Raw genomic sequence first — 14,931 nt, forward strand, 5'->3', positions numbered from 1 at the left:
GGCACTAGCGCAACTGGTAGCTAAACGACAACATCACCTGGTGCGCGTTATAGTTATGGTTAAGTTTGCCCAGAGTCGTTAATCCATCTATGGCATTGACATCGACCTGCGCATTGTCGGTGTCGTAGTATCGTTCGTACCGGTAACCCAGCCTGACGGCCATCAGATCGCTCAGCAGATAGTTGGCATACATCTCTACACTGTGGTTGTAGGAGTAGTAATCCCCCTGAGGCTGCGTGGTGGTATAAACCACCTGCCTATCGCTGCTTGAATTGGCAAACAGATAGTCCAGTCCCAGACTCAGCTTGTCTTGCATGAGTCCGGTGTAGTTCAAGCCTGCACCCAGATTGATAAACTCATCATCAACGTTGACTGACCAATCGGACGCACTAAAACTCTGACTGCCATTTTGCCTTGACTCGAACCACTGCTGACCTGCAAATCCATAGCCCGATAGCCGCTTATCAAACTGCATGTCGACATTGAGGTTGTAGCTATAGTCTTCTGATGATGTGAGCCCTAAGGTGGTATCGCTGTAGTCATCTTCGGCGTAGAGGCCGCTAAAGCTGATGTTTATCCAACCTGCCGGGGCATGATTAAATTTGGCTTCAAAAGCCGTTCTGTCACGATCGGCAAGGTAGAATTTGCGCAGCTGTGGATTATCGATGTCGGATGTCAGTTCGCTGGCTTGATATTCACTGCCATCACGCTGGCTGAAGCTGGCTTTTAGCTTGAGATTGCTGTTGGCAAAGCTGCGGATATCGAGCTTGGTCCAGACGGTGCTCTCATCGGTTTGATCGCGGTCACTGTGGCTACGCTCTAACTCTTCACGGTCATAGCCCGCTTGTAGGCGATAGTCGCTATTGATGCGATAGCTCACGTTGACTTTGTAATTCAGCTTTTCTGTATCCAGAAGCGTATTTTGTTTGAAGGCACCGCTGATACCATCGGACTCCAGTTGAGCAAACTCCCAAGTTGAGCTCTTGTTATCACGCTTGGAATAGCTGACGCTGCCGCCAAGGCGGAGGCGATTATCCAGAACCGAGGTGATAGCCAGCTTGCCGTCGGTCGTGTCCACCTGGCCGTCCCAGTTTTGGATAGGGTTACCAGAGGTCTGAATGACCGCCTCATCTTGCATCATGCGTCCTGTCGCAAGCTGTGCACTGATGGCGGTACGGTTAAACAGATATTGCCCCGCAAGGCTGAGTTGATAAGCACTGTTATCCGGTGCTGGCGCGTAGACATCGGCGAGATAAGGCAGATTGAGTGAATCGATTTGATTATCGTATTCGCTGTACTGATAGTTAAGTGAGGTCTGCCAATTTTGACCACTAATACTCAGGCCCGAGCTGAGCTTGTCAGTTGTGGCATCGACGGGAAGCCCAAAGTTGGTAGGCCGAGGGCTTACCAAGCTTGATGCCTGGTAACCGGTCTTCTCTTCCTGGCTATAACGGGCAAATACTTGGTAGTCTTGCTTGCCCCACAGCTGACCGGCAGTCAACCCCATACCGATCTGCTGACGCTTAAGGGACAGCTCTTGGGTTTGCACATCGCTACTCGGGGTTAACATACCATCGGTATACCAAAGGTTGCTCTTGGCACTATCGTGTTTATATTGGCTTAGCTGACGATAATCGAACTCGGCTTGATAACTGCCTGTTTTTCCCGCTTCAAGATGTGCGCTGCTGTTAGACAGGCCCAGATTAGTAGCCTGAACTTGTGCTTGATAACCGGTTTTACCGCGATACTGCAGATCCGCGTTCAATACACCGTGGGCGCCCTCTTCACTGTTCAGTGCATTAGCACTGTGAATATCACCACTATCGTTATAGACAGTACCAGGCTCAACACTGCCGCGATAACCTGTGTTATCTGGGCAGCGCTTGCACTCGAACTTGTCCATGTTCACGCTACTGGTATTGGCCTTGTTGACACTAAAGTCTGCTGCCTGTGCTGAACTTGACATCATGGAGCCAGAAGCAGTGATAAGCGCCAGGGTGATGAGGTTTAATGGATATTTCATGTTATTACTCCTCAATTAGCGCTGCAGCTTGCTGCCGGCGGGATGGTTAGAGCCATGAATTTGGCTATGACAGTTAAGGCAACTCTTGCCACCACCGAAGGCGTCTTGACCATCTTGTGGTACCACTCGGCTGGCATGACCATCATCCATATGACATTGCTGACATAAAAGAGGAGCACGAGACTTAAGCAGGGTTGAATTTATACTGCCGTGAGGGTTGTGGCAGGTACTACAATTCTCAACAACAGGCTCGTGCTCCCATAAAAATGGGCCACGCTTCTCGGCATGACAGCGATAGCAAGTATCGTTAACGGTTAACTGATTGAGGGCACTCTCGCCCATGGAGCCGTGGGGGTTATGACAATCGATACAGGTCATCTGGTCCCACTGCATGGGGTGAGATGAGCGCTTGTTCATCGCCGCTTTTACCTCGGCATGACAACTTGTACAAATGTCATTGACACTCAGTTTGTCCATCACAGGGTCTTTGGCAGTATGGATTTTATGACAATCGACGCAGGCCACTTCATCAAGGTTATGACTGCTGCTGTGCCATGCCATCTGTTTCGGGTCGTTATGGCAACCAAGGCAAGTACTGTTTTGGCTGGCAGCATCAAGCTTGCTCTCTTTACCGAAAGCAATCATCGACTCTTTGCCACCTTTGTTGTGTTTCCCTAGGGGACCATGGCAGGCTTCGCATTGCAGGCCGGCCATAGGTGAGTTTGCAGGGCTATCTTGTCCGTGTACGCCATCGAATAGCGCCATAACAGTGGCGTTTTTCTTATGACACATAAGACAGGAATCAGCACCTTTTTTAGAATATTGTCCTTCAGAAAATTTAGTCTCCAGCTCCAGTCTGAGCCGCTCTGAAGTTAACCCCTCCCAAGGGACCGCCTGTATTGAAAAAGAGAACAGCACCAAAGTTGCTATCCCATAAACTATATTGCTTACACGAATTCGCATCATCATCCCGACCTTATAATCTTTTTATTTATTAACAGCAGACATCAAACAAAACTTACACACTAGTACAAATACCAGTAAAACTTCGATAGCGAATATATTAATCAATTTAAAAGGAAACAATGAAAACCAAACATAAACGTGATCCACATCAGTTAAAAATGCAAATTAAATGTAAAAACAAAGAAAGTTAAATATAAAAAATATGCAGAACAAAAAACCAAAACTATTTAATTCCACAAAAACGAGAAATTAAAGAATAATTAACTCACAAACAAACAAACAAAAATCTTCAGAATTAAAGTTTAAACCAGGAAATACAGGCTTTACCAATATAAACAGCAGCTTACAAAGAAGGTCATGAACTGCCGCCACGACCACTCGACGCGCACGTTATTCAACACAATAAAACCAACAAACTCAAAGGTTAAAACCAATAAACTAAAAAGTTAAACTGAATACATAATTTATAATCTTGAACAAAGTGACCACTCAAATAAACCAGACAGGCAATATTATTCTACAACATCCACAAAGAAAAGAATTGCAACACCAACGCACAGAGAAACAATGAATAGCCAAATAACCAAAACAAAACTCAACATACTGAAATTAATTCTTCAACTCTGGATTGTTAAAGAATTAATCCAAACTAAAGGTCTATCCGAAACAGTTTAAATTAAAGGTTTGTTTTTTTATTTATAAAATACACTGCCTCTGGTGCTCTGATGCAGCGGGCCGAGTCGTTACCAGAGTGATTGGATCAGAAATATGAAGTAGAAGTCTCAGCGCTTTGGGGAGAAGAGCCAAGCTTATAACAAGGAGTCGTTGGGTTTCTTGTATGCCAAATCAATGGGGACATTCCACAACAACAAAAGCAGGTATCGGGCTAGCCTATTGCGCCACTCATTGCCGCGAAAAGACAAAATATGAAATAAGATGGGTGGGAGGACATGCGTCCCCCCAGCGGACCAGCCAGCTTGATAAGTCGTTAGCCGGCGTCGGCCTGATTCTCAGGAGCGGCATCGATAAACGCATCGAGTCGATTACAGTTCTCGACAATGCGCACAATATTAGGGTATGGCGACAGGTCGACGTTAAAGCGGTTGGCGTTATACACTTGGGGGATCAAGCACAGATCCGCCAGAGTAATATTGTCACCGAAGCAGTAACGACCCGAGTATTTAACCAACTGTTTTTCAAATGCACTGAAGCCTTCATCTATCCAGTGATGATACCAGGCCGACTTAGCCTCATCATCGAGAGCGAGCTCTTTCGATAGGTACTGCAGTACCTTGAGGTTGTTTAGCGGGTGCACTTCGCAAGCTATAGACATCGCCATAGCGCGAACTATCGCCTTGTCATGAAGATCTTGAGGGAGTAGTGCATTTTCGGGGTACTTTTCATCAAGGTATTCGATGATGGCAAGGGATTGAGACAACACGAAAGCCTCCTGTTCCTCTCCCTTTGGATCACTATCGATAAGCGCCGGCACCAACTCCTGAGGGTTTAACTGGGCATATTCGGCTTTATGTTGTTCGCCGCCATCTTTAACTAAGTGAACAGACAAAAGCTCGGCGTCGAGCCCTTTATGGTTGAGGGCAACTCTCACCCGATAGGCCGCACTCGAACGCCAATATCCATAGAGCTTCAACATAATTATTCCTTATAAATATAAATGAGTATAAAAAAGGCCAATTCAATGAATTGGCCTCTTTAAAACTACGATGGCTGTTACCCTTTATACTCGACAACTTGCTGATCGATGGAGCCAAAAATAGTCTTTTGGTTATCATCCAGCATCTCAATACGTACACGATCGCCAAATTTCATAAATGAGGTCGTTGGCTTGCCTTCGGCTATCGTTTCCAACATTCGCGTTTCGGCTAAACAACTTGAACCGGCACTGCGGTCATAATTGGAGATAGTACCTGAACCTATGATGGCACCGGCGCCTAAGGGGCGAGTTTTGGCCACATGAGAGACTAGTTGGCTGAAGTTAAACGTCATATCGACGCCAGCATTAGGGCGACCGAAGAGGGACTCATTCAGATGGGTGATTAAAGGTAGATGTACCTTAGAGTCTTCCCAGCGCGCACCCAGCTCTTCCGGTGTCACCGCGACCGGAGAGAAGCTGCTCGACGGTTTGGCTTGATAGAAACCAAACCCTTTCGCTAACTCACCCGGAATTAGGTTACGCAGCGAAACATCATTGACAAGCATTAACAGTTTAATGTGCTTTTCGGCATTCTGCGTTGTAACGCCCATAGGCACATCATCGGTGACCACCGCGATTTCAGACTCAAAATCGATGCCCCACTCTTCACTCGCCAATGGGATATCGGCCTTAGGCGCGATAAAACAGTCGGAGCCACCTTGATAAACTAAAGGATCGGTCCAGAATGTCTCTGGCATCTGTGCGCCCCTGGCCTTACGTACGAGTTCGACGTGATTGACATAGGCACTACCGTCAGCCCATTGATAGGCGCGCGGCAGAGGAGACAAACACTTCGCTTCATCAAAATCGACAGCACTGTCAATCAAACCGTCATTTAACGCTTCATACAACTCTTGCAGTTGTGGCTGAAGCAGCTCCCATGTATCGAGCAACTGCTGCATGGTATGGGCAATGGCGGGGACAGCCACAGCTTTAGATAGATCTTTACTCACTAACATCAACTGACCGTCGCGACGACCATTGTTATAACTGGCTAACTTCATACCTGCTCCTGTCCAAAATCTCACCAGACAACAATTTTTATCTCTCTGCTGGTGGTATCGGTATAGAAATACATTAAGCATAGACAGATAGGAATAGTGTGACATGAATCACGCTCGACTCCATGAAGCACTAAAACGTAAATAAACAGTTACACTCTATCTATGCGGCTCAAACTTGGGCTTTTCACACTGAAACTGATGAAAAACCCGGCATTGTTGTGGCAACAAGCTTTTACATCTATTTTTGCTTGCTGATCTTATATTCTCGCAATTTATTGGCAATCGCCGTATGGGATACGCCTAGCTTCTTGGCTAACTGACGTGTACTTGGGTAAGCCGGATACAGCCTTCTCAGCAGGCTCGATTCGAACTGCTTCATGGCTTGATCTAAGCTTCCTTCGAATTGGTGATCGAAATAACCGAATCCTTCGGCGTAGGAGGGAAGCTTCAGCTGCTCCACAGATAACTCGGCAGATCCATCCCACATGGATACCGCCCGAAAGATGGCATTTTTAAGCTGCCTGACATTACCGGGCCAGGCATAGTTGAGCAGATGTTCACGACACTGGGCCGAAATACGTCTGATTGGGATCGACAGTTGTTGACTGTAATGTTCTAAAAACATTTCGGTTAAGGGGATGACATCGACTTTTCGTTCCCGAAGCGATGGCAGATGGAAGCTCAATACATGAATACGATAGTAGAGATCTTCTCTGAACTCTCCCGTTTGGCACAGTTCGGCGAGGTTTTTCTGAGTCGAACAGATGATCCTGACATCGGCCCTAACCTCTCTATCCTCTCCCAAGCGTCTGAAGGTGCCATCCTGCAGTAAACGCAGTAACTTTACCTGGGCAGATTTTGACATCTCGGCAATCTCATCGAGAAAAACCGTTCCGCCTTTGCCCTCCTCGAAGAAGCCCCTCTTGACTATCTCTCCGTTGCTAACAAAGCCAAAGAGCTCCTCCTCTGCGGCGCTGTCTGGTAAGGCGGCGCAATTAATCGCAATGAAGGGGTGTTCTCTACGCATGCTGGCATCATGACACGCTCGTGCCATCAGCTCTTTCCCCGTTCCGGTTTCACCGGTAATAAGCAAAGGGGCATCGAGTTGCGCCATGCGCCTGGCCTGAACCAGAACTTCTTTCATCTTGTCACTGGTGGCCAGTACGCTTTCAAAGCCCGTTGTTTGACTCTGTAAAGCGTTAAACTGCTTACCGACCCTGGCGGGTGATTTAAGTGAGACGACGGCGCCGGCAAGAATGGATTTATCACTCTCATCCGGGAGATAAATAGGCAACATCTCAGCCAAATATTCATTTTGACCTATGTTGACGCGCGTCGCTTGGGCAAGCACTAAGGTTTCACTTAGCCAACGACTGAAATTGAAGCCCTGAACCCAATGGTTGAGTGGCTCATCGAGTATTTCATGCTCGCTCATGCCCACGGTCATAAGAGCGGACTCATTAACGATCCGAACGCGCCCTTTCACATCGATAGAAAACACCGAGTCTGGCAGTGTTTTTAAAAGTGTTTTCAAGGCGTAGTGCTCTTGCTCCGATGGCATAAAGGAGACGGTACGGACATCATGAACGCCTTCAACCTTTCTGATCGAGGGCAACAATTCACTGAGCGTATCGAAATTAACCTCAGCAAATTGCAGATAGAGAAACCCCTGATTACTGGCATCGATAGCAATCAAGTTAATGCCATAACCTTCCAAGACCATCAAAATATCTTTCGCCAGACCAACACGGTCCAAGCAACATACTTCAAGACGCATACTGTAATATTTCCCTTTATTAAGAGTATTGTTTTTAGGCTCTGACTCTGAACTCTCATATGCGAAGAATAAAAACGGCAAAGAGAAAGACAGCAACTCAGGCGCTTATACCCTAGAAGGTTATGATTATTGTGGCAAGTCTTGTTTACAGCAGAATGGGTTTAAGTTGAAATTACCAGCAGGCTTGTTAGAGTTAACCTACTGATAATCAAAGTTTAAGCTTTAAGTTTACAACTGGTCGGTCTTGGCCGCCATAATGAAGTCGTTACGGTGAAGTCCTTTAACAGAATGAGACCACCATGTCACCGTGACTTTGCCCCACTCGGTTAGGATCCCCGGATGGTGAAAATCGGCTTCGGCGAGATCGGCAAGTTTATTGGTAAACTCCATCGCCAATTTGAAATTTTTAAACTTATATACCCGCTCCAGCTGCATAACTCCATCACGCACTTCAACGCCCCAATCGGGGATCATACGGATCAGTTCGGCAAGTTCACTATCGGTCACTTTAGGGGCGTCAGCCTGACAGGCTTCACACTTCATATCGGCTAATTTTGTCATCTTAATTCCTTTACTAACTTACTTTAGTTATCGTTTTAGTTGTTGTTTTATTAGCAGCATTAGCTCGCTTTAGACTTAGGTTCAAAAAGCGGTTCAAATAATCCGATTTTCTTAGCCTCACGCACGCCAGCCATGATATCCATCTTAACGATTTCATCGAGGAACCCTATGCTCTCTATGGCGTAGTAGACAGGCTGCATAATATCGATACGGTAAGGCGTCCTCAGAACATCTATCAGGTTAAAGGGTCTTATCTGTGGCTTATCACCCATTGCATATTGAGTCTCACCGGGTGAGCTTAAAATGCCTCCACCGTAGATCTGCAGTGAGCCATCTTTAGCTTGAAGCAGTCCAAACTCTACGGTAAACCAATACAACCTTGCCAGAAAAACCCTATCCTCTTTACTGGCCGCCAATCCAAGCTGGCCATAGGCGTGAGAAAATCGAGCAAAAGAGGGGTTAGTCAACAGTGGGCAATGACCAAATACTTCATGAAATATATCGGGCTCTCTCAGGTAGTCGAACTCCTCTTTGCTGCGTATGAAGGTCGCAACGGGGAACTCCCTGTTAGCCAGCAGCTCAAAAAAACGCTCGAAAGAGATCAGTGCCGGCACTGCAGACGTTTTCCAGCCACCGGTCTCTAAGAGCACGTTATCAATGTCGGTTAGCTGAGGTATCTTATCACCCGATAAGCCCAGGTCTTTCAACCCCTGACGGTATTCAGCGCAGGCATATTGAGACAAATTACCCACTTGCCTCGAATACAACTCTTGCCAGATATCATGCTCTTCTTGTGGATAATGAATGTGACCGTTTGCATCAGGCTGCCGGGCCACATACTCAGTTATTTTACTCATAGTATGTTTTAATCATTTATGGATCCCATATTCATACTTGACCAAACCGAGGTTTTTGTTAACTCCATCACAGTTTATTTTCTGCCCTTTAAAACCCCTTGAGTGTAACAATTTGCTTACAAGTGGTTTTGGCAACATGGTAAGTACCTTAAAAAACAATCAATTACCTCGTCACCATTTATTGACGAAAACTGGCTGAGTATTCAAATTTTAGGTAAGTTCACTATTAACATGGCTTTTCCGTGTTAATTTATTAAAATATGTCTATTGAGCTTTAAGTGTATGAAAGGGAAAGAATGAAATCACATAGAATTCGTAAAGCCGTTATCCCCGTTGCGGGACTGGGAACAAGGATGCTTCCGGCCACTAAAGCTATTCCCAAAGAGATGCTGCCAGTCGTCGATAAACCCTTGATACAGTATGTTGTTAATGAAGCCATTGCGGCCGGTATCAATGAGATAGTATTAGTTACCCATGCCAGTAAAAACCCCATAGAAAACCATTTCGACACGAGTTTTGAGCTCGAAGCTCAGCTAGAGCGCCGTGTTAAACGTCAGCTACTCTCAGAGGTTCAATCCATTTGCCCCAAAGGAGTTACGGTTATCAGCGTGCGTCAATCTCAGGCTAAGGGCTTAGGACACGCCATTTTATGTGCCAAATCCGTCGTAGGCGAGGCTCCCTTTGCCGTGTTACTGCCGGATGTCATCGTCGATGAAGCCAGTTGCAACCTCAATAGAGACAATCTGGCAGAGATGGTCAAGCTGTTTGAGCAAACAGATACCGGACAGATAATGGTGGAAGGCGTGCCGGAAGATCAGGTTAACCAATATGGTATCGCCGATGTTAACGGGCTAGAACTTCAACCCGGAGAGTCTAAGCCATTGGTTCAACTGGTAGAAAAACCCAGTATAGATGAGGCACCATCAAACCTTTCCGTTGTGGGCCGTTACATATTACCCGCAGATATCTGGCCACTATTGGCTAAGACGCCCGCCGGAGCCGGCGATGAGATACAGTTAACCGATGCCATCGCCATGATGATGGAGAAGAAGACGGTTAATGCCTACTACATGAAAGGTAAGAGCCACGACTGCGGTAATAAGCAAGGTTATATGCAAGCCAGCGTCGAACACGCCCTGCGTCATAAAGAGATTGGAACTGATTTCAAAAATTACCTGAGAAAGCTGGTAGAAGACTTCGATAAGGATATGAATTAATGACCATATTAGTCACAGGTGGTGCGGGATATATTGGTAGCCATACGGTGGTTGAGCTTTTAAACGCAGGCCAGAAAGTTGTCATCGTCGATAACCTTGTCAATTCGAGTATCGAAGCTCTAAATAGAGTAGAGAGTATCACCGGAAAGTCGGTGACCTTCTATCAGGGAGATGTACTCAACAAGGCACTGCTTCAGAAGGTATTCAGCGATCACCAGATCCATTCCGTCATCCATTTTGCAGGCCTTAAAGCCGTAGGTGAATCAGTCGCCCAGCCACTGAAATATTATGAAAATAATGTCACCGGCACTCTGGTGCTCTGTGAAGTCATGGCCGAACACGGCATCAAGAACTTAGTATTCAGCTCTTCGGCTACCGTTTATGGCGATCCTGCAAGTTTGCCTATTACAGAAGATTTCCCTACGGGCGCAACTAACCCTTATGGCCAGTCAAAACTCATGGTTGAACAGATCTTACATGATCTTAATCATGCCGATCCCAGCTGGAATATTGCACGCTTGCGTTACTTTAACCCGGTAGGCGCTCATGTGAGTGGCCGCATCGGCGAAGACCCTAACGATATTCCCAATAACCTGATGCCCTTTATTGCTCAGGTGGCCGTGGGTAAAAGAGAAAAATTGAGCGTATTTGGTGGAGATTACCCCACTCATGATGGCACGGGTGTACGTGATTATATTCATGTTGTCGATCTCGCTACCGGTCATTTGAGAGCCCTTGAAAAACTCAATACAAAACCAGGTTTGGTCACCTATAACTTAGGAACAGGTCAAGGATATAGTGTTCTCGATATGATCAAGGCTTTCGAGAAAGCCTGCGGAAAGTCGATTCCATATCAAATTGTCGAGCGCCGTCCCGGAGACATTGCCGCCTGTTACGCAGCGCCTCAAAAAGCGAAAACCGAATTAGGCTGGCAAGCAACTCATACGCTGGAAGATATGGCAAATAGTAGCTGGAAATGGCAATCGACTAACCCTAATGGGTATTCGAGCTAAGACAAGTTAGGTTATAGATTTAAAAAAAAGGATCTGGAAGTCTACAGCTATCCACGTAGGAGCGGCTTTAGCCGCGAATGCTTGAGGAGCACCAGGCCCTTCTTTTAAGAGATAAAAAATGAGTGATATAAACCAGAGTCGCCGTCGACTGTTTAGCCGAAGAAAATCAAATGCAATCAGGCCCCCGTGGAGCAGACAGGATATCGAATTTACCGATATCTGCACCCGTTGCGACAAATGCATTCAGACCTGTGAAACAAAAATTATTTTCAAGGGCGATGGCGGGTTTCCCGAAGTCAACTTCTCCATCGATGAATGCACCTTTTGCCAGAAGTGCGTCGAGGCATGCCCCGAGCCATTGTTTACAGCTACAGATGACTCCCCATGGCAAATAGCGGCCACAATTAATGATACTTGTCTCGCCCTTAATGAGATCTGGTGTCAGAGCTGTAAAGATGCGTGCGACCCACGAGCCATCAGTTTTATCCCCGCTATTGGTAAAGCCCCTCAACCACAGATAGATACCGATATCTGCAACGGTTGCGGTGCCTGTGTAGCCCCCTGTCCCAGTCATTCAATTACCCTACTTGATAAGAAAAAGCTGTGATCTTTAGCGAAATAACACAAGAAATAGAGCCAAAATAATGACATTAAAGTGCCAAATATTAGTGGTTTTTTTATTGTTAAATTAGGGTTACTATCTGAATATCTCGAAGTCTGCGATAGACAATTTTATTCGGAAAAAAGATATGTTCGGAAAAAAGAAAGCATCAGGGCTCACCTTTGTCGCCCCAGGTACCAAATTATCCGGTGAAAGCCATTTTGCCGGAGAGGCGTTAATCGGTGGTGAGGTCTTCGGTAAGATAAGCTCAACGGGTAAAATCACGATCGAAATAGATGGTTATGTGGATGGCGAGCTCAACTGTGACGAATTAAAAGTTGCGGGACACTTCAAAGGAAAACTGAAGTGCGGCAAGCTTAACATCACCAGTACAGGCACTGTCGAAGGTGAATTGGCTTGCGAATCAATGGAGATCTTCGAAGGTGGACAATTTATCGGTATTCGGGTCAAAGAAGATATTGCACTACTCAATAACTTTGACTCACAACAGGCAGAGATTGAAGGTGAATTGCAAACGGGCTAACTTCGTTCTTCATTCTGATTCAAACACTTGAATGTTATTTACTCTGCCTTACAGAGAAAAATTCTGTGAACAGAAAGCAGCGAACAAGGACGTTCAAACATTCTCCTAAACCATTCACCCAAAACATGCCCTAAACTATTAACCCAAAACACTCGGCTCAATCTAATCCCCAACCTGCCGAACCCGCAATAGATACTCCCGAAGTAAGCGAACAAACTCATCCGATGTTCTGTCTAAACAATCGACAGGAATGTAGATATGGTAGCCTAAATTTTTGCTGAGCATTTCACAGCGATGACCGAACATAGCCAGCACACCTCGATAACGCTCTTCGTTTACGACTAAGGGGGTAAACTCAGAGTTCATATAGGACTCCAACTCTTCCAGATTCTCATCTAACGTGACTGCCGACATGAGTAAGGGTCTCTGCTCTGTAAGCAGCCCGGTTGCGAGTCGCCCGGGAATAATATCTAAAACCGGATTGATCTGTTTGAGCTTTATTCCGATAAAGGGCAGCTCAATCATCTCTATGCCATCCACGCCCTTTGGAATATCGAAACGCTGAACATTATCCCAACCAATAAACAGGCTCCCCCGTCTATGATGGTAAAAAAGCCCTTCTTGATTCAGCTCTACACTTACCTCGGGCTCGATCAGCTTAGATATCCCCAGTACTGCAGATATCGCCCCCAAAGCAAAACAGAGCATACCGGGAGCAAATAACCCGGAGGAAGAGAGAAACATACCAAACCCGAGAAACAGCCCCAACATCCCAAGAAATGTTAAGGTTAAAGCATTTCGCTTAGTACTCGAGCGAATTTGTACGACTTGTATATTCAAGGGTGATCCTAAATCTTTGCTTTTATCGATCGACTATCTGAGAGTTTTAATTAGACAGTTCGATATCTCTGTGATGCTTTATCTGAAACCAAAGCTTGCCAACGTATTCATGTATCGCTCTTTGAGAAGACCACAAGTTATGTGCATCCAGTCGCCACCAATAGCCTTCTCTGGTTATAAAATCTGTCGGAGCCGCTTGTGGCGTTAACCCAATATTTGCAAATGTCGACATAGATCTGGGCATATGGCTGGCTGAAGTGACCAACCTAAAGGGAACATTACCGATTTCCCATTTCATAAATTGTGCCTCTTCGATGGTGTCCTTTGCCAGCGGGAAGGTGATAATACGGTTTTTAGGGATACCCAGCTCTACTGCAGCTGCAGCCATCACCTCAGCATGAGAATGTAATCCGGTACCGCCATTCCAACCACTAAATACTAACTTACAGTCTCTCCCAAGATTAAACTGGCGCATCCCTTCACTTAATCTGGCGAGCGCCGTAGATGAAAGCTGCTGAATGGCCGTTCCAGATATCGAATCATCATGACCACTGCCCAAAACCATAACCAAACAGGCATCGGCAATAGGAGCACTATTAACCTGATATTGACTCTCCAGCGGGGAGCTCAGAAAATTACTGCCAGGGGTACTACTGAGAAATACCAGTAACACAATAGCAACTGACAGGATTGAACGAACTAACTTCCTGTTGCGTAATATCAAGAGCGCAAATAACAGTAATAGCACCAACAGAGGCACAGGCATAAAGAGCTGAGAAATTATTTTTTTTAGCCAAAACATCGCAATCAAAGTCCATTTTTAGATTATCGCAAGCTAGTCTACCACAACCAAGCGGCGCCACGAACGCCCGATGAGCCGCCATAGATATTCTGCACCACCGGCGTGTGACACTCATTGCCCAACACATATTTTGACAACAGCTCGGGAAGCATAGGGTAGATGGCTTCGATATTAGAGATTCCACCGCCCAATACGATGACGTCCGGATCGAGTATATTGATAACATGGGCCAATGAGCGTGCCAGTCTGTCTATGTATCGATCGAATGCCGCCTTTGCCAGCATGTCACCACTTTTCATTAATGAAGCAATCTCAATGCCACTGTCGGCATTTCCGCCCGCGGCCTTAAAGTCTCTAACGAATCCGGTTCCCGAGATAAACGTCTCGATACAGTCTTGATTGCCACAGAAGCAGGAGGTCGTATTGAACTCATCCATCGTCATCCACGGCAGTGGGTTATGGCCCCACTCACCACCTATGCCATTACCGCCACCATGCACCTTGCCATTAATCGCAACACCGGCGCCACAACCTGTTCCAATGATCACGCCAAACACCACACCTTTGCCGGCCGCTGCTCCATCAACCGCTTCGGAGACGGCAAAACAGTTTGCATCGTTGGCAACCCTGACCTCTCGCCCTAACCGCTCACCCAGATCGATATCGAGTGGCTGATCATTTATCCAGGTCGAGTTGGCGTTTTTTACTAAGCCGGAAAAGGGAGAAATAACCCCCGGGATACCCACACCAACGCTTCCCTTCTGAGCTAATGTCGACTCTGCTTCATTCACTAAACTTTCGATGGCATCAAGTGTGGCAATATATTCTCTTGGAGTCGGGATCCGTTTACGAAAAAGCTCTTTCCCTTCACCATCTAACACAACAACTTCTATTTTTGTTCCACCCAAATCTACGCCTATTCGTAACATCGGCTCGACTCCACTCATATTTTCTAATTTTAAGATATTAAATCAGCAGGCTATGTAATTAAAGCAATCTCGACTGAACTGCA

14 protein-coding genes are annotated in these 14,931 nt (G+C 46.1%); 4 read left to right on the top strand and 10 right to left on the bottom strand.

Annotated elements, in window-relative coordinates; translation table 11 throughout:
* Window positions 1-4 precede the first annotated feature (4 nt).
* The 7 genes from SSED_RS15360 to phhA all read right to left on the bottom strand — a co-directional run bounded on the left by SSED_RS15360 (window position 5) and on the right by phhA (window position 8,902).
* Window positions 5-2,023 carry an MtrB/PioB family decaheme-associated outer membrane protein gene (locus SSED_RS15360; protein WP_012143261.1) on the bottom strand — a complete coding sequence of 673 codons (2,019 nt, stop codon included), beginning with the start codon at window positions 2,021-2,023 and terminating at the stop codon, window positions 5-7.
* A 15-nt stretch (window positions 2,024-2,038) separates the two neighbouring features.
* A complete protein-coding gene (locus SSED_RS15365; RefSeq protein ID WP_012143262.1) occupies window positions 2,039-2,986 on the bottom strand; it encodes a DmsE family decaheme c-type cytochrome in 948 nt (315 codons plus the stop codon).
* Window positions 2,987-3,977: 991 nt separating this feature from the next.
* Window positions 3,978-4,640: a maleylacetoacetate isomerase gene (gene maiA / locus SSED_RS15370; protein WP_041422212.1), complete on the bottom strand. Its 663-nt coding sequence runs from the start codon at window positions 4,638-4,640 to the stop codon at window positions 3,978-3,980.
* An 80-nt stretch (window positions 4,641-4,720) separates the two neighbouring features.
* The gene (locus SSED_RS15375) at window positions 4,721-5,707 is read right to left on the bottom strand and encodes a fumarylacetoacetate hydrolase family protein (RefSeq protein ID WP_012143264.1); all 987 of its coding nucleotides are present in this window, start codon (window positions 5,705-5,707) and stop codon (window positions 4,721-4,723) included.
* Between the two features lie 238 nt (window positions 5,708-5,945).
* The gene (gene tyrR, locus SSED_RS15380) at window positions 5,946-7,484 is read right to left on the bottom strand and encodes a transcriptional regulator TyrR (protein ID WP_012143265.1); all 1,539 of its coding nucleotides are present in this window, start codon (window positions 7,482-7,484) and stop codon (window positions 5,946-5,948) included.
* 228 nt (window positions 7,485-7,712) lie between these two features.
* On the bottom strand, window positions 7,713-8,045 hold the full coding sequence (locus SSED_RS15385; RefSeq protein ID WP_012143266.1) for a 4a-hydroxytetrahydrobiopterin dehydratase: 333 nt from the start codon (window positions 8,043-8,045) through the stop codon (window positions 7,713-7,715).
* 59 nt (window positions 8,046-8,104) lie between these two features.
* On the bottom strand, window positions 8,105-8,902 hold the full coding sequence (gene phhA, locus SSED_RS15390; RefSeq protein WP_012143267.1) for a phenylalanine 4-monooxygenase: 798 nt from the start codon (window positions 8,900-8,902) through the stop codon (window positions 8,105-8,107).
* A 296-nt stretch (window positions 8,903-9,198) separates the two neighbouring features.
* Between phhA and galU the strand changes: the two genes are divergently transcribed.
* The 4 genes from galU to SSED_RS15410 all read left to right on the top strand — a co-directional run bounded on the left by galU (window position 9,199) and on the right by SSED_RS15410 (window position 12,277).
* A complete protein-coding gene (galU, locus tag SSED_RS15395) occupies window positions 9,199-10,119 on the top strand; it encodes a UTP--glucose-1-phosphate uridylyltransferase GalU (protein WP_012143268.1) in 921 nt (306 codons plus the stop codon).
* Entirely contained in the window at window positions 10,119-11,132 is a 1,014-nt protein-coding gene (galE, locus tag SSED_RS15400; protein WP_012143269.1) for a UDP-glucose 4-epimerase GalE, read from the top strand. Before galU ends, galE begins: the two co-directional genes overlap by 1 nt.
* Before the next feature lie 118 nt (window positions 11,133-11,250).
* Window positions 11,251-11,739 (top strand): ferredoxin-type protein NapF, encoded by a 489-nt coding sequence (gene napF, locus SSED_RS24140; protein WP_012143270.1) that lies wholly within the window; start codon window positions 11,251-11,253, stop codon window positions 11,737-11,739.
* Between the two features lie 142 nt (window positions 11,740-11,881).
* Window positions 11,882-12,277 (top strand): bactofilin family protein, encoded by a 396-nt coding sequence (locus SSED_RS15410; RefSeq protein ID WP_012143271.1) that lies wholly within the window; start codon window positions 11,882-11,884, stop codon window positions 12,275-12,277.
* Between the two features lie 162 nt (window positions 12,278-12,439).
* Here the strand turns inward: SSED_RS15410 and SSED_RS15415 are convergent, their stop codons facing one another.
* From SSED_RS15415 to mak, 3 genes are read right to left on the bottom strand one after another with little or no spacing between them, the layout of a single operon-like run.
* On the bottom strand, window positions 12,440-13,117 hold the full coding sequence (locus SSED_RS15415; RefSeq protein WP_012143272.1) for a DUF2982 domain-containing protein: 678 nt from the start codon (window positions 13,115-13,117) through the stop codon (window positions 12,440-12,442).
* 46 nt (window positions 13,118-13,163) lie between these two features.
* The gene (locus SSED_RS15420; RefSeq protein WP_012143273.1) at window positions 13,164-13,919 is read right to left on the bottom strand and encodes a YdcF family protein; all 756 of its coding nucleotides are present in this window, start codon (window positions 13,917-13,919) and stop codon (window positions 13,164-13,166) included.
* 38 nt (window positions 13,920-13,957) lie between these two features.
* Complete coding sequence (gene mak, locus SSED_RS15425) at window positions 13,958-14,848, bottom strand: fructokinase (RefSeq protein ID WP_012143274.1); 891 nt, start codon at window positions 14,846-14,848, stop codon at window positions 13,958-13,960.
* Between the last annotated feature and the right edge of the window lie 83 nt (window positions 14,849-14,931).

This window comes from Shewanella sediminis HAW-EB3 (assembly GCF_000018025.1).
GTDB lineage: Bacteria > Pseudomonadota > Gammaproteobacteria > Enterobacterales > Shewanellaceae > Shewanella > Shewanella sediminis.

Bases quoted from the DNA above. Each gene is read 5' to 3' on its own strand.
- SSED_RS15360 (WP_012143261.1), bottom strand. From the start codon at position 2,023: ATGAAATATCCATTAAACCTCATCACCCTGGCGCTTATCACTGCTTCT.
- SSED_RS15365 (WP_012143262.1), bottom strand. From the start codon at position 2,986: ATGCGAATTCGTGTAAGCAATATAGTTTATGGGATAGCAACTTTGGTG.
- SSED_RS15375 (WP_012143264.1), bottom strand. From the start codon at position 5,707: ATGAAGTTAGCCAGTTATAACAATGGTCGTCGCGACGGTCAGTTGATG.
- tyrR (WP_012143265.1), bottom strand. From the start codon at position 7,484: ATGCGTCTTGAAGTATGTTGCTTGGACCGTGTTGGTCTGGCGAAAGAT.
- SSED_RS15385 (WP_012143266.1), bottom strand. From the start codon at position 8,045: ATGACAAAATTAGCCGATATGAAGTGTGAAGCCTGTCAGGCTGACGCC.
- phhA (WP_012143267.1), bottom strand. From the start codon at position 8,902: ATGAGTAAAATAACTGAGTATGTGGCCCGGCAGCCTGATGCAAACGGT.
- galU (WP_012143268.1), top strand. From the start codon at position 9,199: ATGAAATCACATAGAATTCGTAAAGCCGTTATCCCCGTTGCGGGACTG.
- galE (WP_012143269.1), top strand. From the start codon at position 10,119: ATGACCATATTAGTCACAGGTGGTGCGGGATATATTGGTAGCCATACG.
- napF (WP_012143270.1), top strand. From the start codon at position 11,251: ATGAGTGATATAAACCAGAGTCGCCGTCGACTGTTTAGCCGAAGAAAA.
- SSED_RS15410 (WP_012143271.1), top strand. From the start codon at position 11,882: ATGTTCGGAAAAAAGAAAGCATCAGGGCTCACCTTTGTCGCCCCAGGT.
- SSED_RS15420 (WP_012143273.1), bottom strand. From the start codon at position 13,919: ATGTTTTGGCTAAAAAAAATAATTTCTCAGCTCTTTATGCCTGTGCCT.
- mak (WP_012143274.1), bottom strand. From the start codon at position 14,848: ATGTTACGAATAGGCGTAGATTTGGGTGGAACAAAAATAGAAGTTGTT.